We start from the raw sequence: 23452 nt of genomic DNA on the forward strand, positions 1-23452 counted from the left end.
GTTCAGCTTCCTCGGTACGTTGTGTAACTGTTGTCGCTCAAGAGGAGCGGGAGATGATAGTGCGCGTTACTGTTGCATTGAAAGGTGATCGCGATTTCAGGATAGATGCTGGTTCGACCGTGCTGTGAGAAATACGCGCCAGTCGCGAAGGTTAGCCGGTACGTTCCAGGTACGGCGTCGAGTGCCAGATTTGCGCAGCGTCCGTCACGATCCGTCTCTGCACTGGCGATGGATGCCCAATCTTGATCTTCCTGGCGTTCAAGCTTGACTGCGATGCCGGCTGCGGGCTTGCCGATGACAGTGTCCAGTACGTGCGTCGTGATCTTGCTCATGAAACTAACCACTTTCCCAGCCGAATCTGCGTGATCTGCCGCTGCTGCTCTGCGGCTTCTTTTAATTCTGCCACGCGATCGTTGGCGAGACGGCGCTTCAGGATGGTGAGCATCTCGTCTGCGGTCTTGCCGGTGGCGCACACAATGTAAATGAAACCAAAGCGCTGTTCGTATTTTGCATTGCCGTTGGCTAATTCGCGCATGACATCATTTGTGGCGCCGCTGGTTCCGACCTGTTCCTGTAAGGACCACGCAGTCGACTTCTCTGACAGAGGGGCGACTTTACGATCGCCTATGCGTGGATGGCATGCGAATGCTTCCATCCAATCGGCTTCCTTCATCGCTGCCCAAATCTGATCGGCTGCTTCGCTTAGGGCGGCAATGTTCGCAATGGGCCGTAACGCAATCATTTGAGCCGCCCATCGGTGTGCGCCGCAACAGGCAAGCATGGCTTCAGTCGCGCTGGCCTCATCGGCTTGATTCCATGATTCGAGCACCGCGTTCATCTTGCTTCCGGCTCCCGACTCAGACTGTGGAAAAACTCTTCGAGGAGATTTGCGCCTACGACTTTACGATATTGCGCATTGGAGCGGATATCGTCGATGGGCTGCGATTCGGTGAGCAGGGCGTGGCGAGCTGCTTCGATCATTTCGGGTATTGGTGAATTCCCGGCGACCACAGCTTCGGTCAACGTGAGGCGGACAGGGAAAGGCGCGAGGCTTGCAGCGGCTACCCGAATCTCATCGATCATGCCGTCATTCATCAGAGCTGTTGCACCCAGCGCGACCTTCGAGATTGCCATCGCCTTGCGCGTGCCCACTTTTCGTAGATATTGCCGATGCTTGTTGAAACGGCGTGGAAGATGGATGGCATAGAGCAACTCATCGGCGGTCATCGCATTCTGCTTGTAGCCAGTGTGAAACTCAGAGTAGGGCATGCGCCGTTTGCCGCGAACGGAAATGAACTCAACCTCAGCATCGTAAACAAGCAGCGCAGGGGATGAGTCAGCGGCTGGTGAACCGTTGACGAGATTCCCACCGAGAGTTGCCCGAGTTTGGTTCGCTATGGAGCCAATCCAGCTTGCGGCCTTGCTGAGCAAGGGAAATTCCGCCGCGATCAAGGCGTTCGAGCGCATGTCGCCGAAGGTTGTGCCCGCACCGATTATGAGTGTATTGGGAGTTGTGTCATTGAAGCGAAGCTCCTCGACATTCCAAATGCTCACGAGTTTATTCGCGCTCAGCCTCCCTGCGGCAAACGCAACCATCAACTCTGTGCCCCCAGCGATGGGCATCCACTGCCCGGGCGCGGAGGCCAGAAGATCGAGTACCGCCGGCAGTGAGCCGGGCGCAACCAATTCGTGTTCGGCCGCGTTACCGCGCATGAGTCTCCTGCGGATTGGCACTCCCGGCATCGGCTGCTGAAACGACGGACTCGAAGATGCGAATAAATCCGGTGCAGCGGCAAAGATTACCGGCGAGCCCTTCGCGAATTTCGGCCATCGATGGCTGGGGATTGTGCGCGAGCAGATGCTTGGCCGCCATTAGCATGCCCGGCGTGCAGATACCACATTGCGCACCGCCAAATTGTAAAAATGCCTGCTGCAAAGGATGGAGAACCCCTTCGTGTGCTAGCCCTTCCACGGTTTCAATGGTTGCGGCTTCAGCCTGCATAACCGGGACGAGGCAGCTGTTGACCAGTTCACCATTCATGCGCACCGAGCAGGAGCCGCACTCGCCCTCGCCGCATCCCTCCTTGGTTCCGGTGAGTTGCAGATCCTCGCGCAGTACGTCAAGCAGGCGCTTCATCGGAGGAACGCAGACAGTTTTGTCTTCACCGTTCACCTCGAATTGAATTGTGGCGGAGGGCACGGTCATGCGTTTGCCGGCTCCTCCACTTTTCGCTGAACGCTGAGCTTTACGAACAGATCTTCGGGTAGCAGTGGAGTGGAGTTGAAGTTGACGCCCGTTGCATTTCTGATCGCGTTGAGGATTGCCGGTGCCGGCCCGTCGTGAGGCAATTCGCCGATGCCTTTTGCGCCAAATCCGCCGTGCTCAAAGGGAAGCTCTTCCCAGAATATGTGGATGGGCGGAACGTCTTCCGCGGTCGGCATGATGTAGTTGGTCATCTGATTGTTAGCCATGCGGCCGTTTTGCAGGATGACTTTTTCGTAGAGCGCGTAGCCAATGCCCTGTGCGATGCCGCCTTCGATCTGTCCTCCGGCAAGCACCGGATGAATGACGCGGCCCGCCTCCTGCACCGACCAGAACTCTTCAACTTCCGCGGAGTAAGTGACAGTGTCAACGGCGACCTGTGCTACCTGCACAGACCATGCAAAGGCAGGATAGGCTTCCCCCCGATATTTCTGGTCGTCCCAGAAAATTCCCGGAGGCGCCTCGTAGCGGCAGAGCGAGACAACCTCGCCATGCGTACTCCGCAGCCGTTCGCATGCCGCAAAGAATTCGTCGCAGGAGAAATCTTCGCCAAGACCGGCTTGTTCGCGCAGCATTGCAATCAGTTGCAGGCACGACCGCTCTACGATGCGCCCGATCACCATGGCGGTGCGGGAGGCCACAGTGGGTCCGCTGTTAGGAACAATATTCGTGTCAGGTGGAGCCATCGTCACGTTGAGGTAGTCCAGCCCCAGAGTTTCCGCCGCGACTTGCGTGAGCACCGTGTTGGTACCCTGGCCGAACTCTGTGCTCGATACCAGCACGCGCACTTTTCCTTCAGCGGTCACATCGATGCCGGCCAATGAATTGAGGTAACGCTCGCCCGAACCGGTGAAGCCGGAGCCGTGATAGAACGCGGCAATGCCGATGCCGCGCTTGACGGGACGGTGTGCGTTGTCTCTCGCAAATAGCGCCCGCTTGTTGTAGAAGTCGCTTTCGGCGAGGGCGCGATCGAGAAGTTTGTCGAGGAGGACCGGTTCGCGCATCAGTTGCTCGGTGGCGGTCGTATCTCCCTGGTGGATGAAATTCTTGCGCCTCAGCTCGATCGGATCCATTCTGATGGTGGCAGCAATCTCTTCCATATGGCGCTCGACGGCGAACACTGTCTGCGGCGCGCCAAATCCGCGAAACGCTCCGTACGGAACGTTGTTTGTGGCCCACGCATGCGAGAGCACACGAACATTGGGGCAGACGTACGGGCCAGGCGAGTGCAGCGTCGCCCGCGATAGCACAGTCGATGAAAGCGTCGAGTAGGCGCCCCCGTCAGTGGCGATGTCGATGTCCATCGCGAGGAGTTTGCCATTCTCATCGAGTGCAGTGCGATGACGCACACGCGAGGGATGGCGCTTGGTGGTCGCGGCGAGATCTTCGATGCGGTCGTAGACCATCTTCACCGTATGACCGCTCTTCATCGCCAGCAGGGCGGCGTGAGATGCGAGCACCGAAGGGTAATCTTCCTTTCCACCGAACGCACCGCCGGTCTCAGTCTGGATGACACGGACACGTTCGGGCGGCAGGTTGAAGACGGCGAGCAGCGATTTGTGCACATAAAAGGGACACTGCAAGGAACCCCAGACCGTGATGCCGTCTTTCGCGCTGTACTCGGCGATCACGCCGTTGTTTTCGATGTACAGATGCTCCTGCGCGCCGGTGCGGTACTCTCCTTCGATGATGTGTGCTGCCTTGTCCCAGACCGCGTCGACGTTGCCTTTTTCGAGCAAAAAGCTTTTGAAGCAGTTGTCGGAACCCCAGATAACCGTCTGCTGTTTTTCACTTTCTTCGATGGTGAAGACCGGCGGCAGTAGATCGTATTCAACGTGCACGGCATTCACGGCTTCGCGAGCCTTGTGCTTGTCAGGGTGAGCAATCAGCAGGATTGCTTCTTCGCAGTGATTAACCAGCCGATCAGCAAGGCATGGCTGATCGGCCACGATCATCTGTATTTGATTCTGACCGGGAATATCCGCCGCGCTGACTACAGTAAATTCACTCCAGTTGATCTTGCTATCAAATGCAACGGAACGAATATGAGCATGCGGAACCGCACTTCGCACCGTCGCTCCGTGCCACATTCCCTCGTGCCGGATATCGTCAATATAGCGCGCTGTGCCACGCAACTTCTCAACGCCTTCCTTGCGGGGAACGGAGGTGCCGACAACGCGGTTTTTGTTAGATGCGCTCATGGTTGGGGAAGGTCGAAGCGCCGCACAGGTTGACGCATAGCATACAACGGGGCGGCCAAGTTTGAAAGCGCCCGCGCTACGAGGCCAGGGCTGCCAGAGTGCGTGCGAGCACGTTCACGCCGCTGCCGATCCACTGGGGTGATGCGTATTCGTCTGGGCGATGACTTACGCCACCGCGGCAAGGAATGAAAAGCATGGCGACCGGAGCAATCCGCGCCATGAAAAGCGAATCATGATAGGCGCGGCTCACCATCTTCTTGTACGTTTTGCCGGCATCCTTCGCGGCTTGCTCCATGGCTGCGAGGATTGCCGCATCGCAGGTCGCGGGTGGATCGGCGTTGACCATCTCCGTTTTGATCGCGACTCCACGGCGTTGCGCAAGTTCGGCGCAGGCGGCTTTCAGCGTTTCGATCACGCTATCTCGGCGCGCAGCATCGATGTCGCGAATGTCGGTTTCGAGCTTTACGCGAGATGGAATGCTATTGACGGCTCCGGGAAACACTTCGCAAACGCCGACGGTACCCACGGTATCGATGGCGCCGGTTGACTTGGCGGCTGCCTCGAGGGCGAGCACGAGTTCTGCGGCGGCAGCCAGCGCATCTTTGCGCCCGGGCATCAGTTTTCCACCGGCATGGCCGCCTTCTCCTTCGATGAGGATGCGCATGCTGGCCGGTGCCGCAATGTGGGTGACAAGGCCGATATCGAGGCCTTCCTGCTCAAGGATTGGACCCTGCTCGATGTGAAGTTCGAGGAACTGATGAAAGCGGCCGGCGGAGAGCGTGACGGACTCGAGAAGTCCGGTGAATCCGGCATCAATGCGCAGATCTTTGAGGCTTCGGCCCTCCTTGTCGCGCAGCGCGACTGCCTGTGCAGGCGTGAGCACGCCAGCCATCATGCGACTCCCAAGGCAGCCGATACCGAACCGCGTCGGCTCTTCCGCCGTGAAGATGACGAGTTCTATGGAACGGCGCGGCTTGTATCCCAGTTGCTGCAGAACACGGATAGCCTCAAGTCCACCGAGCACTCCCACACATCCGTCGTACATACCGGCATTGGGAATAGCGTCAATATGCGACCCGGTGCCAATGGGGGGAAGGTCCGGTTCCGTGCCCTGCCAACGGGCAAAGGTGTTGCCGATGGCATCTTCGTGTATGTCAAGCCCTGCACCTTGGCACAGGCTTTTTACGTAAGCACGGGCACGCTGGTCAGCTTCGCTGAAGACGACGCGGGTGACGACTGGAGGCTCCGCAGCGGAGATTTGCGCCAACGCGTTGAGTTCGGCGATGAGCCGGTCGATGGAGAGGGAGGCGCGCATCTCCATGGTCATGCTCCAAGCGGGTGGCGTCGCCAATCTTTGTAGATGAGATACTTCGCAGGCTTCTTCCCGATCGCTCCAAACCACTGCGGGCAATACGGCGCCATCCAGATGAAATCGCCGGCCTCGACGGGATACCATGAATCGCCGAGTTTGTAGATGCCGCCGCCTTCAAGCATCAAAAGACCGTGTTCCATCACGTGGACCTCGACCATGCTGAGGCCGGCTCCGGGATCGTAAGTCATGGTATTGACCGCGAAGTCGTACTCGTCGGTGTTTGGCAGGAGAGAGCGGACTCGCAAAGAGGAGTCACCCATCAGCGGGACTTCGGCAACAGAGGTTTCATTGCCGATGACGATCGCCGCGGCAGGGCCGTCGGCAATGGGTGCGTAAATCTTCTCAATCAAGGCCGCTTTCGCGGCTTCCATGGCAGTGAATGAGTGATCGGTGCCGGCGGGCAGAAATGCGAATCCACCGGGTCCAAGAGGGTGCCGGTCCCCGGCAATCACCAGGTCAAGTTCGCCCTCGAGCACGTAAATGAAACGCTGTCCTGAAGCGGCCACAAGAGTTCCTCCAGCGGAAAACTCAGCAGTCATCTGCGTGAAGTTAGCGCCCAGTTGTGGGCTCGCGTGAACGATGAAATCGACTCCGTTTGCGCCCGGAAGTGGTATGCGTACAAAGGTGTCTGGAGTCTGCAGAAGATGATCGTGCTTCAGGCTGCTTCGGGTTGCTCCCAGGTGATGCAATCGTGGACCTCTCGCGTATTGCGTTTTCCGATTCTAACCAACCGCAGCGGAAAGCCGTTGCAGGAATTTTTCGCCGACGCGCACCGCTGCTTCCACATCTTCTTCGCGGACAGATTCACCGGGATGATGGCTGACGCCGCCGGGGGTGCGGAGAAAAAGCATCGCGGTAGGCATGCGGCGCGCCATGATCATCGCATCGTGGCCGGCACCGCTGGGCATAGATTTGGCGGGGAAACCAGCGGCCTCGATCGCGTCGGTCATGAACGCAGTAAGTCGCTCATCCATGGGAACGGAGGGCTCATCCATCTTTTTGTTCCATTCAAGCTTCAGCCCCCGACGCGTCGCGATTGCGTCGGCGTGTTTGAGCAGGTCGTCGACAGCAGTGCGACGAGTGCCATCGTGCACATGGCGAACGTCAAGGCTGAGATCGACAGAACCTGCAACCACGTTTCCGGCATTCGGATGCACTTCCATTTTGCCAACAGTGGCTACAAGGCCGTCGGTTTCGACGGCGAGCATTTCGACTTTGCTGATCCATTCGGCCGAGGCGGCGACGGCATCACGGCGCAGGCGCATCGGAGTAGTGCCTGCGTGGTTGGCGTGGCCGGTAACCCTGAGATCGAGACGGGTCTGGCCGACGATGCTGGTAACCGCGGCCACACTGAGGCCTTCAGCTTCGAGTACCGGCCCCTGTTCGATATGAATTTCTACGAAACCCACGGCATCGGCGTCGGCGGCTGCTTCTTCGAGTCTGCCTAAATCGATGCCGAAGTTTTCGATTGCCTGCTTGATGGTTGTGCCATTGGCATCTTTGAGCGCGAACATCGAGGGATCAAATCGACCCGCGACAGCGCGGCTGCCTATAAAGGGGAAGGAGAATCGAACTCCTTCTTCCTCAGAGAATGCGATGACTTCAATGTCGATAGGAAGTTTCAGCCTTTTCGCAGACTCGACCAATTCAAGCGCAAGCACGACCCCAAGGACGCCGTCGAATGGCCCACCGTCGGGCACCGTGTCGATATGTGAACCGAGAATTAGACGCTTGCTCGATAAGCCAGAGGAGGACGTCCAGAGGCCGCGAAGATTACCCACGGCATCCACCAACACGTCCATGCCGAGGCTCTGCATGCGCGTGCGCAGATGATGATGAACTTGATGAAACGGTGCGGTGAGAAAACGGCGGGTGGTCCGGCCGGGCTCTTCGCTCATTGTCGCAATGAGCCTGCATTCCTCAATGGCTCGCTCCGCGCGCTCGCTCACGTGCGCACCATCTCTCGTCCCCGCGCATCGCCCTGGAATTGTCCGTCCGAAAAGACTTGCTCGCCGCGTAACCAGGTTTCCTGCACGCGACCCCGCAACTTCGCACCAAGATAAGGAGAGAGCTTGTGGCGGAAGTGCAGGTCACTTTCAGTGACGGTCCACGAAATGTGAGGATCGAAGACAGCGATGTCGGCGTCAACGCCGACTGCGATTGATCCCTTTCTGTTGAGCAGTCCGGCGAGTCGCGCTGGTCGCGCTGCCATCCACTTTGCAACTCGGGTAGCGGCATCTTCAGTGCTCAAGCCGCGTTGGCGCATAACGGTCCACAGCACCGGGAGAGCAAGTCCGAGGCTTGCAATTCCACCCCAGGCCACGTCCCAGCGCCCCGCGTCGCGACGCTTCATCGCAGGCGGACAAGGCGAGTGGTCGGTGGCGACGAGATCGATCAATCCGGATTCAAGGGCTGCCCAAAGTTGCTGGCAATTGGCTTCATCGCGAATCGGTGGCGCGCATTTGAATTCGGTCGCGCCATCCCGAATTTGCTCGGCAGCGAGAGCAAGATAGTGCACACAAGTCTCCACCGTGATCGGAACGCCGTGATTTCGCGCCTCCGCCAGCATCGGCAGAGCCTTGGCGCTGGAAAGATGCACTATGTGGATGGGCGTCTGATATTCCTGCGCCAGACGGATAAGATGACGGATTGCCTCGACCTCGGCCGCATCGGGACGCGACGCCAGGTAGGTTGAATACCTCTGCCAATTCGCATCTTTGAGCGCTCTGGTCGCCTCTTCGACAGGTTCGGCAACTTCAGCGTGAACCAGCAGCGGCAACCCCGTGCCGCGCAGCTTATCGAGAGCCCGTCGCATAGCGTTCTCGTCCACCCACGCGAAGCTGTCGATTCCGGAGTCGATCATGAAACATTTGAATCCCGGCACGCCGGTCTGTGCCAGCGCCGGAATCTCATCAGCGTTGCCCTTAACTACGCCTCCCCATGCAGCCCAGTCGACCCAGGCTCGGGCGCTCGCCGCGCGGCGTTTCACCGCGAGGGCTTCAACAGTTACGGTTTCGGGAACGCAGTTAAGCGGCATGTCGACAAGGGTGGTGACGCCGCCGGAGGCTGCTGCCCGAGTTGCCGTGTCGAAGCCTTCCCAGTCGCGACCGGGATCGTTGATATGCACATGCGAGTCGACCAGACCGGGAAGAAGAAGAAGGTCGCCGAAGTCGTGGAGGTCTTCGCTCTGCCGAACCTCGTGCCAGGCGCGGATAGCCGCAATTTTCTCGCCATCGATGATTACGGTGGCGGGTGTGAGGCCTTCGGCCGTCAGGACACGAGTTGAGCGTAAGGCCTGTGCCATACTGTGTTTACTTTACCTTCGTGGACTATAAAGGCAAGCACCCATGGAGCCTCAGCCCAATCTGGATTTTCTGCGCCGTGCCATCGCGCTCGCCACCCAGAATGTGACCTCTGGAAGGGGGGGACCCTTTGCCGCGCTGATTGCGCGCGATGGCCAAATCGTTGCGGAGGGTGTCAACACGGTGACAGCCACGAACGATCCGACGGCGCATGGCGAGGTAACGGCGATCCGCGCGGCGTGCAAGGCAATGGGCACGTTCTCTCTGGCAGGATGCGAACTCTATACCAGTTGCGAGCCCTGCCCCATGTGTCTGGCGGCGTCGCACTGGGCGCGGCTCGATGCGGTCTTCTATGGCTCCAGCGCGGAAGATGCAGCCAAGGCGGGCTTCGACGATGCCTTTCTTTACGAGGAGTTCCGCAAAGATCCCGCGAGCCGGTCGCTTCCCGCCGTGCAGGCGCTTCGCGATGAGGCTTGGTCGAGCTTTGCCGCCTGGATCGCTTCACCCAACAAAATCGCCTATTGATTGGCTGGAATTCGCTGAGCCAAAACAATTTCCGTCTTGTGCTGCGGCAACATAGCCGTTGCCCATTGCGAGGCGCATACGATAACGTCTAATACTCGTAAAGTTTGCTGATGGGGTAGCCGCCGAATGCCGCGCGTAGTCCGATGTTCCATCATCCAGGCTTCCAATGCCGTAGCCGCGACTGAGCCGCTGGCGACGCAAAAGAAAGCGATGATCGACAAGCACCTGGGGCTGATTCGGAAGGCTGCCAGTGACGGGGCGCAGATCGTCTGCCTGCAGGAGATCTTCAACGGCCCTTATTTTTGTGCAGAGCAATCGCCGAAGTGGTATGAGACCACCGAGTCGGTACCCGATGGCCCCACCGTGAAATTGATGCAGGACCTCGCCAGGGAACTGCATATCGCGATGGTGGTTCCGGTCTACGAGGTAGAGCAGGAAGGGATCTTCTACAACACTGCCGCCGTGCTGAAAAACGACGGGACATACCTGGGAAAATATCGCAAAACTCACATTCCCCACGTCGCGCCCGGTTTCTGGGAGAAGTTCTATTTCCGCCCGGGCAATCTCGGCTACCCGGTATTCGACCTCGGTTTCGCGAAGATCGGAATCTATATCTGCTACGACCGGCATTTCCCCGAAGGTGCTCGCTGCCTGGGCCTCAATGGCGCAGAGATTGTTTTTAACCCGTCCGCAACTGTCGCGGGGCTAAGCGAGTACCTCTGGAAACTTGAGCAACCGGCGCACGCCGCCGCCAATGGATACTTTATAGCTGCTATCAATCGCGTCGGTACAGAAGCCCCGTGGAACATCGGCGAGTTCTATGGTTCCAGCTATTTCGCCGACCCCCGTGGCCAAATAGTCGCCCAGGCTTCGCGCGATAAAGACGAGGTGCTGACCGCCGATCTCGATCTTGAAGAGATCGCGGAAGTGCGCAGGACTTGGCAATTCTTCCGCGACCGCCGGCCTGATATGTACGGGCCGCTGGTTGCGTCTTGACGGAACCTGGCGCTATGAACCTTCGTCAATTCCTATGAAGGAAAGGCAAGATAGCCCAGAAAGACAGCAGAGAACAAAGATGCTTCCCGAGGTCTCCATGAGTACCGCAACTTTACCCGACGATCTTCTGCTGCGTGAACGCTTCGGCGACATTAAACCGCCGCTTGAGCCTCAAGCCGCAGTAATTGAAGCCAATCGTTGCCTGAACTGTTTTGACGCGCCCTGCACCGGCGCCTGTCCGACGCACATCGACGTACCTGGATTTATCAAGCGCATCAGCACCGGCAATGTTCGCGGTTCGGCCCTTCGTATTCTTGACGCCAATATCCTGGGTGGAAGCTGCGCCAAGGCTTGCCCCGTGGAAGTGCTCTGCGAAGGCGCCTGCGTGATGCATCGCTACAATCATGCTCCCATTCAGATTGCCCGGCTGCAGCGTTACGCGATGGATTCGTTCCAGGCGACCGGCGAAGAACTATTGACTGCTCCGCGTGGATCGCGCAACGTGCAGGTTGCATGTATTGGAGGAGGGCCGGCGTCTCTGGCTTGTGCGGCGGAACTTTGTCGACACGGCGCTTCAGCCACCATCCTCGAGCGGCAGGATCTGCCGGGGGGGCTGAATACCTACGGAGTGGCCGAGTACAAGCTACGCGCGGCCGACAGCCTGCGCGAGGCCGAGATGATTCGCCGCATGGGCGTCGAGTTTCGCACAGGCGCCGCCATCGAAACCGCCGAAGCGCTGGAAGAACTCGAATCGGAATTCGACTTTATCTTTCTCGGCGTGGGGTTGGGCGCGATGCAGCGCATGAATATTCCGGGCGAGGATCAGAAGGGCGTGTTGAACGCGCTGGAATTCATCGCGTCATACAAGACGGCGCGTCTGCGCGAGCTGAGCGGTACGGTAGTTGTTGTAGGCGCCGGGAATACCGCGATTGATGCGGCGAATGCGGCACGGCGGTTGGGGGCAGAGACCGTCTATCTTCTGTACCGGCGCGGCGAGAGCGATATGTCGGCATTTGACTTTGAATACGAGCACGCAAAGCAGGAGGGGGTGCAGTTTCTGTGGCGTCGGCAGCCTTATGCGATTCGCGCGAGCGAGCGTGGCCGGCTTCTGCTAGATACGGTGCAGGTGAGCGAAGTAGACAAGGCGCTACTGCCGATTTCCGATTCGCAATACACCATTGAATGCGATTATGTTGTTCCGGCAATCGGGCAGTCTCCGTTTGCCCAGCTGGTGCAAGAGTTGCGCCGCATTGAATTGCGCGGCGGAGTGATCGTAACCGATCCGGAAACGGGGCAGACCGGCAATTCACGTTACTTCGCGGGCGGTGACTGCGCGAATGGCGGTCGCGAAGTGGTGGACGCGGTGGCCGACGGCAAGCGCGCCGCGCAGGCCATCCTGAAGATTGCGGAGGCGGCTTATGCCTGATATTCGCGTACATCAGTTCGCAGGCCGCATCGATGCGCCCAATCCATTCTGGCTGGCCTCGGCACCACCCACCAATTGCGGCGAGCAGATCATGCGCGCGTTCGACGCTGGCTGGGGCGGAGCAGTATGGAAGACCATTGGCGAACCCGTGACCAATGTTTGTTCGCGCTATTCCGCGACGGATTGGAATGGCCAGCGCATGATGGGCCTGAACAATATCGAACTCATCAGCGACCGAAGCGTCGAAGAAAACCTGCGCGAAATGGCGCTCGTGAAAAAGCGCTATCCCTATCACGCGATTATTGCGTCTCTGATGGTGGCATCGAACCGCGAAGCGTGGCACGAAATTGTGCAGCGCGCCGAAGATGCCGGGGCTGATGGCCTGGAATTAAACTTCGGCTGTCCGCATGGCATGAGCGAACGCGGCATGGGTTCGGCAGTTGGCCAGGTTCCTGAATACACCGAGATGATCACGGCATGGGTGAAGGAAAAAGCGCGCACGCCGGTGCTAGTAAAGCTCACACCCAATATCAGCGACATCCGCACGATTGCACGCGCTGCAAAACGCGGTGGCGCCGATGGGCTTTCGGCAATCAATACCATCAATTCAATTACCGGGATCGATCTGGATACTTTTGTGCCGCGGCCGAATGTGGATGGCAAGAGTTCGCATGGCGGCTACTGCGGGCCGGCGGTAAAGCCGATCGCGCTGAATATGGTGCAACAGATCATGGGTGATCCTGAGGCGGCGCTTCCGCTGTCGGGTATCGGAGGCATTTCAACGTGGCGCGATGCGGTTGAATTCATGCTCCTCGGTGCCGGTACGGTTCAGGTCTGCACGGCAGTGATGCATTACGGCTACCGCGTAGTCGAAGATATGGCCGAGGGCCTTGAGAACTGGATGCGGTCGAAGGGATTCGCAACGATTGAGGATTTCCGCGGTTTGTCCGTCCCTAAAGTGACCGAGTGGAAGCATCTGAATTTGAATTACAAGATTGTGGCGCACATCAACGAGCAGAAGTGCATTGGCTGCGATCTGTGCCACATTGCCTGCTGGGACGGCGCCCATCAATGCATCCACCTTGATCGCGTGGAGGGCCCTGTTGACGGCCCGGCAGAGGTGCATGACACGCCCGCGATGATTGAAGATCGCACCCGAACGTCGATTGCCTGCACGCCGGTGACGCGCAAGGAGCGCACAGCAGCGGCGGCGAATCACGGTCCGTATCCTACGCCGCTCAATAAGATTCCTCGCGTGGATGAAACCGAGTGCGTAGGCTGCAATCTGTGCGCGTTGGTGTGCCCAGTGGACAATTGCATCACCATGGTGCGCGTCGATGGTGGAGTTCCCGCGGAGACGTGGGATCAGCGCACGCATGGCGCTGAGTGCGCGGTGGAACCGCAGCGGTCGTAGCTTCGACGGAATGCGAGCTCAAATAATCGTTCTTCATCGAGATACCCATCATGCCTTCGATTCTCATTCAAAACGGAACCATCGTTAATGCCGACTCGACGGTAAAGGCTGATCTATTAATCGACGGCGCGATCATCAAGGAGGTGCGCGCGGGAATTCCGGCTAGTGCGGCTGACACGATTGTTGATGCATCCGGACTGCTGGTGATGCCGGGCGGCATCGACGCGCATACCCATCTCGACATGCCATTTGGCGGGACTTGCTCTGCGGATGACTTTGAGACGGGCACACGTGCGGCGGCCATCGGCGGTACGACCACGATAGTTGACTTCGCGATCCAGGCCCGCGGCACCAGGATGCGCTCGGCTCTCGACACCTGGTGGAAGAAGGCGGAGGGCAAGGCCTGCATCGACTACGGCCTGCACATGATCATCACCGATCTGCCAGACGCGGGCCTCGAAGACATGGACGACATGGTGCGCGAGGGAGTGGCCAGTTTCAAATTGTTCATGGCCTATCCCAACGTATTGATGGTCGACGACGCCACGATCTTCAAAGCGATGCGGCAGACCGCGAAGAACGGCGCGCTGATCTGCATGCATGCGGAGAACGGGTCAGTGATTGATGTGATAGTCCAGCAGGCTTTGGCCGAAGGCAAGACCGCACCCATCTATCACGCCCTGACGCGTCCAACAGTCGCCGAGGCCGAGGCAGTGCATCGCGCGATTGCGATGGCGGAGATGGCCGGCGTTCCCGTTTACATCGTCCATCTATCGAGCGAGGATGCTCTGAATCAGGTTCGCGAAGCGCGTGATCGCGGCCTTCCCGCATTCGCCGAAACCTGCCCGCAATATCTGTTGCTCTCCATCGAGGACAACATGCAGGACAAGGGCTGGGAGGGCGCAAAGTATGTATTCACGCCACCCCTCCGCGAGAAACGCAATCAGCCGAAGTTGTGGCAGGGTCTGCGCAAAGATCATTTGCAAGTTGTCTCGACCGACCATTGCCCATTCTGTTTCGAGGATCAGAAAGCACTAGGCAAGGACGACTTCACCAAAATTCCCAACGGCGGGCCCGGCATCGAAAACCGCCTCCAGTTACTTCATCACCACGGTGTAGGCCAGGGAAATCTCTCGCTCAACCGCTTCGTGGAACTCGTCTCCACAGCCCCCGCTCGCATCTTCGGTATGTATCCGAAGAAAGGCGTGCTGGCTGCGGGCAGCGATGCCGACATTGTCTTGTGGGACGAAAAGGCCGATCTCACCATCTCGGCAGCCACCCATCACATGCGGGTGGATTACTCAATGTTTGAGGGGTTCAAGGTGCGCGGAAATGCGCGGGATGTTTATTCGCGTGGGGAACTGATCGTGTCGAAGGGCAAATTCATCGGCAAGCCCGGCCGAGGTCAGTATCTACGCCGCGAAGCCCGTGGCGGCGCGTGGAAATAACAGACGTGTGGGAAGCGACCCCTAGTTGTGATATTCGATCTTCACGACCTCAAAGTTTGAGCCGATTGCGCGCGTGTTAACCGTGGCGCTTTCGGGACGTCCGGCAAAAATTGTGTGTATCAACCCGGCGTCGGCGATGCGCAGTACGATTCTATCGTTTTCGGTCGATACGCTGACTTTTGCGTTCTGAACCATATCGCCGCTCCCCTCGGTGTTTTCTTTGAACACCGAGGCCTGTCCGGCTTTGAACAAGGCATGCAGGTCTCCGTGCGCCGGTTTTGAACCCGGAAGTTTGTACAGATAGAAGCCGAACGCGTATCTACTGCTGCCGTTCGAAACCGCGACCTGCCAGGTGTATTCGCCGTCGTTGTCCGGAGTCTCTGCGCGATTCCAGTCCCATGTGGCGTTTGCGGGCTGTTCCAATGGAATTCTGAACTCGACGAGGTTCGGCGAAACGGTGCCGACGGTCTTTGCTTCCTGTGCAAAGAGAGGCACGGAGATCAGGAACACAAGAAGGGTGGCGCGAATTGTACTTGCCCGGAGGTTCACACGTTGAGTATGGCACGAACAGCATTAGAAACCAGGGCTACTGTGTTCCGGCGTTATGTTCGAGACCTCGCTGATCTCGACACAAACGCAGTCACTGTGGCACAGGCTCTTGTTTCTTAAAAGCTCATTCAGAATGAGTGTGCGGCAAACGAACCTTTCGTGGATCAATTAGTTCCTTATCGCGTTCTCATTTGCATTCGTGTATACCGATTTACACCGGAGGCCGCTTGAGTACAGTCGACCCCACTTTATCCAACTGCGACTTGGCGCCGACCACGCCCGCGCAGCGCACCTGGACCACGTACAGTTACATCGCGCTGTGGTTCTCCATGTCGATGGAGATCACGACGTATCAGCTTGCATCGTCGCTGATTGCCAAGGGAATGGACTGGAAGCAGGCGGTGGGCACGGTGCTGCTGGGGAATCTGATCGTGCTGGTGCCGATGCTGCTGAATGCACATGCGGGAACGCGGTATGGGATTCCGTTCCCGGTGTTCATTCGCGCGCCCTTCGGAGTGCGGGGAGCAAATCTGCCGGCGATTCTGCGGGCGGTGGTGGCTTGCGGATGGTTCGGCATCCAGTCGTGGATCGGTGGCACAGCGATTCATTCGATGCTGGCGGTGATCTGGCCTGGAGTTGCGGGATCGGCCTTCGCGAAATGGGCGTGCTTTCTGCTGTTCTGGCTGCTGAACATGGTGATTGTGTGGCGCGGGGTGGAGTCGATCCGGCATCTGCAGGCGTTTGGCGCGCCCTTCATGTTCATCATGGCGGCGGCGCTGCTGATCTGGGTGCGGATCAAGGCGGGGAGTTTTGGATCGATGCTTTCGACGCCGAGCCAGTTTCATTCAACGGGTGAATTTATGGGAGTATTTTTCCCGTCGCTGACGGCAATGGTGGGCTACTGGGCAACGCTCGCGCTCAACATTCCGGACTTCACGCGCTACTCCAAGTCGCAGCACGCGCAGGCTTATGGACAGGCCTTCGGGCTGCCTGTGGCGATGACACTTTACACGTTTGTGGGCATCTCGGTGACATCGGCGTCAACGGTGCTGTTTGGGCGGCCAATCTGGAACCCAATCGAGTTGATCGGCGCGTTTCATCAACCGGTCGTGGCATTCATTGCATTGATCGCTATCCTGATCGCCACGCTGAATGTGAACATTGGCGCCAATGTTGTTTCACCGTCGAACGACTTTTCCAATCTCTATCCGAGGCTCATCAGCTTTCGTACGGGCGGGCTGATTACGGGATTTCTCGGTCTTGCCATGTGCCCATGGAAACTCCTCGCAACCCCGGATGCTTACATCTTTGGCTGGCTCGTCGGTTATTCCGGCCTGCTGGGACCTGTGGCGGGCATCATGGTTTCGGATTATTTCCTGATCCGCAAGACCGAACTCGATGTGAACTCGCTCTACCACTCCGAAGGCATGTATCACTACACACGCGGCATCAATCCGCGGGCGATTGTGGCGTTGGTTATCGGAGTGGCGATTGCATTGGTGGGGCTCGGCGTGAAGCCGCTGCACTTCTTGTATGACTACGCGTGGTTCGTTGGTTTTTTTACGGCGGGCGGAATCTATGTGGCCCTGATGAAGTTTGCTGGACCGGTGGCGGAAGGTGCGCCGGCCTTTGAATCTGCGGGTTCGCGGGGGGATGCAGATTAAAATGCCGACTAAAAGAGTAAGCGCGCCTCGGTGATCAGGTTGTGGTTGTAGGTGTGGAATCCAGATGTGGCAATCTGCATGCCGGCGTCGACGATGAAGTAGGGATGCGTCGGTTTCCAGCTCTTCGGCCGGACAACATAAAACGCCGCTGGAAGAACAAAGTTCTGCATTTTGCCGTCGTGGCTACCTGCGAAATAGAAGCTCGCATTATTTTCGACTTCGAACCAGATGTGGGGAGTGGCGCGCGTCTGGGCCAGCGCATTCCACGCGATCGATCTTCCCTGGGTATGGATCTTGCCCGTAGGCATGGTGCTGCCTAGCGAACTAATGACATCAAAGCGGCGCCGAAAGGCAAACCCGGCGGTGAGCGCGGGACTGAAGGAGTCGGTCATGGATCCGTTTTTGTTGCTGCCGGTGGCGAAGCAGTGACTGAGGACTGCCGCGACGTCGAAGTTGCCGCTCTCCGCATTGCCGGATGCGATGCGGAATTTCGCCAGGGCCGAGATATCTCCGAAGCCGTCGTCGGCGTCGCTGTTGTGCTGGATGTAGGGAGGCGGAATGAAATCGAATTCAAAGCGATTTCCAACGATGACACCACCGCCCTTTCCATTGCCGTAGTTCACGGTCTCCGATCCGGCTGCCGTGAATGAATGCGAGACGGAAAAGCGATCGTACTGGACGAGGCGAGGATCGGGCGCGATCAGTGGGGTGATAAGCGTGGGTTGCAGAGATGCCATGGCGCTGTTGTGCTCGCGGAAGGTCGCCTGTGCGCGCACGGCCATGGCGCCCGCGGTGAGCAGTGAAGTGAGCAAGACTGCCGAAATGAGACGAGCGAAACGCATGAGCTAACTTCGTTTTTACGAAACCTGAGAGAGAACCGCAGTGATCGATCGCACGCGGGCATTACTAATGTCTCGATAAGCGGAGAGCGGCCGGTTCTTCTTCATCGGGCCGAATGCGGGCAACTTGAGGGGGAGTGCGCAGCAGCGCATAGCGCCTCCGGGACGACTGGCTTGAATCGATTCGTGCGAAGGGCACCGCAGCGAGGCGTTTGTGGCGATGTCGTTCGGAATTATGACGCCACTCCAAAAAGGGTTACTCCCTTGCAGTCCGTCATAACTTTCGCCATGCATCCCGGTTAAATCTTCGCGATAAAATAAGAACAGCGAATGATGCAAATCACTCCAGCGGCTGCCAGCCCGGTCTTCCGCTCTACGCGGGAGCCGAACTTGCGAGTGCAGGCGAATTCCTCCCTGAGCGGTTCTCCGCTCATCCATGTCCACGATCTCGAAAAGACTTATCGCACCGCGCGCGGAGCGCTCACTCTCTTCAAAGAACTTGATTTGACAGTATCTCCAGGGGAACTGGTGGCCATCGTCGGCCAGTCGGGAGCGGGAAAGAGCACACTTTTGCACATTCTGGGCGCTCTTGATGCGCCGACAGCGGGCACTGTACACTGCGCATCAATCAACGTAGCAACTCTCAATGCTCGAGAGGCTGCGGCCTTTCGCAACCGCGAGATTGGCTACGTGTGGCAGTTTCACTACCTGTTACCGGAGTTTTCAGCGCTGGAAAACGTTGCGATGCCGCTACTGGCCCGTGGAATTACTCGTCGAGAGGCTCTAGATGCTGCATCTAATTGGCTTAAGGAGGTCGACCTGGAGGATCGTGGTGACCACCGGCCGGGAGAGCTTTCAGGTGGAGAGCAGCAGCGCGTGGCGCTGGCCCGGGCACTCGTCGGAAATCCGCGGCTTCTGTTGGCAGACGAACCTACCGGCGATCTGGATGAAACGACAGCCGGGCGCGTTTTTGATCTTTTAGAACGATTGCACGTAACCCACGGGCTCACTTCAATTTTGGTGACCCACAACCTGGATCTGGCCGCGCGGTGTACGCGGACTCTGCGCCTGGAGGGCGGGCGCCTTCATACTGTGGGAGTTGCCCAAGTGGAAGTTCCCCCCACAGCGGGAGCTCACCCCGGCAGGGACCAGTAAAAGCACCTTTCCGGGTGGTTTTTGAGTCAGATTGTATAGGTGGGTCTGGAATTGCTTTCCGGGCTCACAGCGGTGGGTGGGGTGGCTGCGGAAGAGGAACTCCGGAGCGACTGGCAATTCTGGTCCATCCAAAAGAGCTGTTCGGGGCAGTAAGAGATTTTCCGGGGCCACCGGCGGCGTTACTTCAAAGAGGGGCGCGGCAAGTTGGGCTGAATCGATTACGGGTTCCAAGGACTGGTATTTGTCGCTTGGAACTGGAGAATCGGACGGCCACTTCTACCGACAGCCTGCTGCAAGAGGAGATCAGTATGTTCGAACGCTATACGGAGAAGGCACGACGCGTGATCTTCTTCGCGCGTTATGAGGCCAGCCAGTTTGGTTCGCCCTATATCGAGACCGAGCATTTATTGCTGGGGCTTTTGCGCGAAGACAAGGCGTTAACCAATCGCTTTTTGCGTTCGCACGCCTCGGTGGAGTCGATTCGCAAACAGATTGAGGCGCATACCACGATTCGCGAGAAGGTGTCGACGAGTGTCGACCTGCCGCTTTCAAACGAGTGCAAGCGCGTCCTGGCCTACGCAGCCGAGGAAGCCGAGCGTCTCGGGCACAAGCATATCGGTACCGAACATCTGCTGTTAGGCCTGCTGCGCGAAGAAAAGTGCTTCGCGTCTGAGATTCTGCAGGAGCGCGGCCTCAAGCTCGCGCAGATTCGCGACGAACTGGCGCGGGTAACGCAGGAGAAGGCACCGCAACAGGCACGGCAGCGTGAATCGAGTCTGCTGGCCGAGTTCAGCCGCGACTTGACCCAAGCCGCCATGGACGGACAGCTTGATCCGCTGGTTGGCCGCGACGGCGAACTGGAACGCGTGATTCAGATCCTGTGCCGCCGCACCAAGAACAACCCGGTGCTCATCGGCGAGCCCGGCGTGGGCAAGACGGCAATCGTTGAAGGATTGGCACAGCGCATCGCTGATGGTGAAGTGCCAAGTTTTCTCGCCGACAAGCGGGTGCTTGCCCTGGATCTGTCGCTCATCGTGGCCGGCACCAAGTATCGCGGCCAGTTTGAAGAGCGACTGAAGACCATCATGAAAGAGCTGATGGAGAATCAAAACTCCATCATCTTTATCGACGAGTTGCATACACTCGTTGGCGCTGGATCTGCAGAGGGTTCGCTTGACGCAGCTAACATCCTCAAACCCGCTCTCTCTCGTGGCGAGATTCAGTGCATTGGCGCCACCACGCCGGCTGAGTATCGCAAATCGATCGAGAAAGATCGCTCGCTCGAGCGGCGCTTCCAGGCTGTGAAGGTTCCACCGCCTAACGAAGCAGATGCCATCAAGATCATCAACGGCATCAAGGATCGCTACGAAAAATTCCACGCGGTCAGCTACACCGATGCCGCCATCGAGTTCGCTGTATCGCACTCCAATCGCTATATCCCCGATCGCTTCCTGCCCGATAAGGCCATCGATTTGATCGACGAAGCCGGCGCCCGCGTAAAGCTGCGTCAGACCTCGCTGCCTGAGGAGATCACCGAAGTCCAGAAGCGCATCAAGTTCATCGTGCACCGTATGGATTCGGCGATTGCGAATCACGAATTCGAAAAGGCTCGCTTCTACTCAGACGAGGAGCGCAAAGAACGCGAAAACCTGCGCGCCCTGCGTGACAAGTACCATCTCGATGACTCCGCTGCCGGCATCGTAGGCCGCGAAGACATTGAAGATGTCGTCAGCCGCTGGACCGGGGTTCCCGTTACCAGCATCAAGGAAGAAGAGACGCAGAAACTGTTGCGTGTGGAAGAAGAACTCCACAAGCGCATCATCTCGCAGGAGAAGGCCATCTCCGCACTGGCGCGAGCAATACGCCGGTCGAGAGCTGGATTGAAATCGCCTGCGCGGCCGATTGGAAGCTTCCTGTTCCTCGGACCTACCGGCGTGGGCAAGACGGAAGTGGCGCGCACGCTTGCTAACTTCCTCTTTGGATCGGACAAGGCGCTCATCCGCTTCGACATGTCGGAGTTCATGGAAAAACACTCGGTGTCGAAACTGATCGGTTCGCCTCCGGGATACGTGGGCTACGAGGAGGGCGGCCAGCTAACCGAACGCGTCAAGCGGTCTCCTTATTCGGTCGTCTTGCTCGACGAAATCGAGAAGGCGCATCCGGACGTGTTCAACATCCTGCTGCAGGTGTTTGAAGACGGCCAGTTGACGGATGGACTGGGCAACACGGTTGACTTCAAGAACACGATCCTAATCATGACGTCGAACATCGGCGCACGGCACCTGCAGAAGAAGCAGGGGCTCGGCTTCCAGAGTGATCGCGAAGACCTGGTCAACGACAAGGTTGAAGAACTGGTGAAGCAGGAAGTCAAGAAGACCTTCAATCCTGAGTTCCTCAACAGACTGGATGAGGTCATTCTGTTCATGTCCTTGTCAGATGGTGATCTGATTCAGATCGTCGAGCTGCTGGTGCAGAGCTTGAACGCCAACTTGGCTCAGAAGGCAATTACCATCTCGGTGACCGAAGAGGCCAAGAAGTGGATACTCGACAAGACCCTCGGCGACCGCAGCTACGGTGCTCGTCCTTTGCGCCGTGCCCTGCAGCGCTACGTTGAAGATCCACTGTCTGAGGCGCTCATCGCAGGCCAGATACAGGCACGCCCGGCCTTCCTTGAGGTCTATCTCGAAAACAACCAGCTCTTCTATCGTCCGGTAAGCGCAGACGTAACGGCGAGCGATGAGAAGGCCGCCGGAATTCTGCTGTACAGCGCTTAGGATCTGGTGCACGCTAATGCGAAACCCCCGGCTAACCCGCTGGGGGTTTTGATTTGAGGCACGTTCATGCCAAGGCTCGGCGCAATGCCGTAGCATAGTTGGAATATTCCCGATGCGAGGTCACAAATGGCCGATATCGTCACTCATCCAGAATTGACGGCAGAAGAAGTCAGCAGCCTTACTCGTAAGACCAACTACGGCACTTGGCGCTTTCAGAAGACCTGGAAGCCGCTTTACATCGCCGATGCTGAGGGTTGCTGGATCACGGATGGCGCGGGCAAACGCTACCTCGATTTCAGTGCGCAACTCATGTGCGTCAACCTCGGCCATAAGAACGCTGCGGTGGTGGAGTCGATCGGCAGGCAGGCGCGCGAGCTGGCCTTTGTCGGTCCTGCATATGCGACGGAAGCGCGTGCCAGGCTCAGTGCGAAGCTGCTTGAAGTCTTGCCGGCGGGGCTGGAAAAATTCTTCTTTGCCACCAGCGGTACGGAAGCAAATGAAGCGGCATTCAAGATTGCCCGCATGTACACGGGAAAGAACAAGATCATTTCCCGCTACCGGTCGTATCACGGGTCAACGGCGGGCTCAATCGCCGCTACGGGTGACCCTCGCCGCTGGGCGATGGAGCCGGCGGGCAAAATCCACAACGTGGTGTTTGCGCCGGAGACGAATTGCTACGACTGTCCGATCAAGCACGCGTATCCCGGCTGCAATGTCGCGTGCGTCGACTACATCGAGCACATGATCGAGAACGAGAGCGATGTGGCGGCAATCATTCTTGAGCCGGTGGTGGGGACCAACGGAGTATTGATTCCGCCGCCAGAGTACTTTCCGCGGCTGCGCGAAATCTGCGATCGACATGGCGTGTTGATGATCGATGACGAGGTGATGGCAGGGTGGGGCCGCACCGGAAAGTGGTTTGCCGTCGATCATTGGGGTGTGAAGCCGGACATCCTAGTTACGGCTAAGGGAATTACTTCGGCATACGTGCCCCTGGGTCTCTGCGCGACGACAAAGAAGATTGCGGACCACTTTGAGGATCACTATTTTTCGCATGGGCACACCTATGAAGCGCATCCCATCACGCTCGGGCCCGCGGTAACCACCATTGAAGAGATGCAGCGCCTCAAGCTCGTGGAGCGTTCCGCTGAGCTTGAGCCGTATGTGAGGCAGAAGCTCGAAGTGCTGAGAGAAAAGCACCCATCGATTGGGGATGTGCGGGGGCTCGGGCTTTTCTTCGCGGTGGAACTGGTGAAGAACCGCAAGACAAAGCAGCCCTTCAACACCATGCGGGACAAGGTGGAAGGCAGGGCGCTGGTGGTTGATCAGATTGCCGCGAAGATGATGGCGGATGGCGTGGCGCAGCAGGCATGGGTAAGCCACTTCGTGATTGCACCGCCGCTGATCGTGACCAAAGAAGAAATTGATTTTGGTATCGACGCGCTCGACCGACATCTTGGGATCGCGGACGCGCTGGTGGAGTAAGCGAGACTGCAACGCGTCCCGCTGATCAGGTGCGACGGT

The 23452-nt window shown here is 58.1% G+C and carries 20 protein-coding genes; 9 read left to right on the forward strand and 11 right to left on the reverse strand.

Annotated elements, in window-relative coordinates:
* Positions 1 to 2: 2 nt before the first annotated feature.
* From uraH to allB, 9 genes are all read right to left on the reverse strand, one after another.
* The gene (gene uraH / locus P8935_RS08120) at positions 3 to 332 is read right to left on the reverse strand and encodes a hydroxyisourate hydrolase (RefSeq protein ID WP_348264487.1); all 330 of its coding nucleotides are present in this window, start codon (positions 330 to 332) and stop codon (positions 3 to 5) included.
* Complete coding sequence (uraD, locus tag P8935_RS08125; protein ID WP_348264488.1) at positions 329 to 838, reverse strand: 2-oxo-4-hydroxy-4-carboxy-5-ureidoimidazoline decarboxylase; 510 nt, start codon at positions 836 to 838, stop codon at positions 329 to 331. Before uraD ends, uraH begins: the two co-directional genes overlap by 4 nt.
* Positions 835 to 1713, reverse strand: a complete 879-nt coding sequence (locus P8935_RS08130; protein ID WP_348264489.1) for an FAD binding domain-containing protein — start codon at positions 1711 to 1713, stop codon at positions 835 to 837. Before P8935_RS08130 ends, uraD begins: the two co-directional genes overlap by 4 nt.
* Positions 1703 to 2206 (reverse strand): (2Fe-2S)-binding protein, encoded by a 504-nt coding sequence (locus tag P8935_RS08135; RefSeq protein ID WP_348264490.1) that lies wholly within the window; start codon positions 2204 to 2206, stop codon positions 1703 to 1705. Before P8935_RS08135 ends, P8935_RS08130 begins: the two co-directional genes overlap by 11 nt.
* On the reverse strand, positions 2203 to 4464 hold the full coding sequence (locus P8935_RS08140; protein WP_348264491.1) for a xanthine dehydrogenase family protein molybdopterin-binding subunit: 2262 nt from the start codon (positions 4462 to 4464) through the stop codon (positions 2203 to 2205). The genes P8935_RS08135 and P8935_RS08140 overlap by 4 nt, the downstream gene beginning before the upstream one ends.
* A 76-nt stretch (positions 4465 to 4540) precedes the next feature.
* Entirely contained in the window at positions 4541 to 5785 is a 1245-nt protein-coding gene (locus tag P8935_RS08145) for a M20 family metallo-hydrolase (RefSeq protein WP_348264492.1), read from the reverse strand.
* A 2-nt stretch (positions 5786 to 5787) separates the two neighbouring features.
* On the reverse strand, positions 5788 to 6525 hold the full coding sequence (gene allE / locus P8935_RS08150; RefSeq protein WP_348264493.1) for a (S)-ureidoglycine aminohydrolase: 738 nt from the start codon (positions 6523 to 6525) through the stop codon (positions 5788 to 5790).
* Between the two features lie 33 nt (positions 6526 to 6558).
* Positions 6559 to 7785: an allantoate amidohydrolase gene (locus P8935_RS08155; RefSeq protein WP_348264494.1), complete on the reverse strand. Its 1227-nt coding sequence runs from the start codon at positions 7783 to 7785 to the stop codon at positions 6559 to 6561.
* On the reverse strand, positions 7782 to 9140 hold the full coding sequence (gene allB / locus P8935_RS08160; protein WP_348264495.1) for an allantoinase AllB: 1359 nt from the start codon (positions 9138 to 9140) through the stop codon (positions 7782 to 7784). The genes P8935_RS08155 and allB overlap by 4 nt, the downstream gene beginning before the upstream one ends.
* A gap of 43 nt (positions 9141 to 9183) precedes the next feature.
* Between allB and P8935_RS08165 the strand changes: the two genes are divergently transcribed.
* The 5 genes from P8935_RS08165 (at position 9184) to hydA (ending at position 14947) form a co-directional block, all read left to right on the forward strand.
* Positions 9184 to 9663, forward strand: coding sequence for a nucleoside deaminase (locus P8935_RS08165; RefSeq protein ID WP_348264496.1), 480 nt, complete (start codon positions 9184 to 9186; stop codon positions 9661 to 9663).
* 126 nt (positions 9664 to 9789) lie between these two features.
* Positions 9790 to 10659, forward strand: a complete 870-nt coding sequence (locus P8935_RS08170; protein ID WP_348264497.1) for a nitrilase-related carbon-nitrogen hydrolase — start codon at positions 9790 to 9792, stop codon at positions 10657 to 10659.
* Between the two features lie 97 nt (positions 10660 to 10756).
* Positions 10757 to 12085: an FAD-dependent oxidoreductase gene (locus P8935_RS08175; RefSeq protein ID WP_348264498.1), complete on the forward strand. Its 1329-nt coding sequence runs from the start codon at positions 10757 to 10759 to the stop codon at positions 12083 to 12085.
* Positions 12078 to 13499 carry an NAD-dependent dihydropyrimidine dehydrogenase subunit PreA gene (preA, locus tag P8935_RS08180; protein ID WP_348264499.1) on the forward strand — a complete coding sequence of 474 codons (1422 nt, stop codon included), beginning with the start codon at positions 12078 to 12080 and terminating at the stop codon, positions 13497 to 13499. Before P8935_RS08175 ends, preA begins: the two co-directional genes overlap by 8 nt.
* A 50-nt stretch (positions 13500 to 13549) precedes the next feature.
* A complete protein-coding gene (gene hydA, locus P8935_RS08185; protein WP_348264500.1) occupies positions 13550 to 14947 on the forward strand; it encodes a dihydropyrimidinase in 1398 nt (465 codons plus the stop codon).
* Positions 14948 to 14968: 21 nt separating this feature from the next.
* Here hydA and P8935_RS08190 read toward each other — a convergent pair whose 3' ends face one another.
* Positions 14969 to 15442, reverse strand: coding sequence for a hypothetical protein (locus tag P8935_RS08190; RefSeq protein WP_348264501.1), 474 nt, complete (start codon positions 15440 to 15442; stop codon positions 14969 to 14971).
* A 281-nt stretch (positions 15443 to 15723) separates the two neighbouring features.
* Here P8935_RS08190 and P8935_RS08195 point away from each other — a divergent pair, with 281 nt between their 5' ends.
* Positions 15724 to 17160 carry an NCS1 family nucleobase:cation symporter-1 gene (locus tag P8935_RS08195; protein WP_348264502.1) on the forward strand — a complete coding sequence of 479 codons (1437 nt, stop codon included), beginning with the start codon at positions 15724 to 15726 and terminating at the stop codon, positions 17158 to 17160.
* A gap of 8 nt (positions 17161 to 17168) precedes the next feature.
* On the opposite strand, the gene P8935_RS08200 is transcribed toward P8935_RS08195, so the two are convergent.
* On the reverse strand, positions 17169 to 18002 hold the full coding sequence (locus P8935_RS08200; protein WP_348264503.1) for a hypothetical protein: 834 nt from the start codon (positions 18000 to 18002) through the stop codon (positions 17169 to 17171).
* A gap of 327 nt (positions 18003 to 18329) precedes the next feature.
* Here P8935_RS08200 and P8935_RS08205 point away from each other — a divergent pair, with 327 nt between their 5' ends.
* The 3 genes from P8935_RS08205 (at position 18330) to P8935_RS08215 (ending at position 23413) form a co-directional block, all read left to right on the forward strand.
* A complete protein-coding gene (locus P8935_RS08205; protein WP_348264504.1) occupies positions 18330 to 19154 on the forward strand; it encodes an ABC transporter ATP-binding protein in 825 nt (274 codons plus the stop codon).
* 308 nt (positions 19155 to 19462) lie between these two features.
* Positions 19463 to 21928 (forward strand): ATP-dependent Clp protease ATP-binding subunit, encoded by a 2466-nt coding sequence (locus tag P8935_RS08210; RefSeq protein ID WP_348264505.1) that lies wholly within the window; start codon positions 19463 to 19465, stop codon positions 21926 to 21928.
* A 126-nt stretch (positions 21929 to 22054) separates the two neighbouring features.
* Positions 22055 to 23413: an aminotransferase class III-fold pyridoxal phosphate-dependent enzyme gene (locus P8935_RS08215; protein WP_348264506.1), complete on the forward strand. Its 1359-nt coding sequence runs from the start codon at positions 22055 to 22057 to the stop codon at positions 23411 to 23413.
* Positions 23414 to 23452: the final 39 nt, after the last annotated feature.

This window comes from Telmatobacter sp. DSM 110680, assembly GCF_039994875.1.
Taxonomy (GTDB): Bacteria; Acidobacteriota; Terriglobia; order Terriglobales; family Acidobacteriaceae; genus Telmatobacter.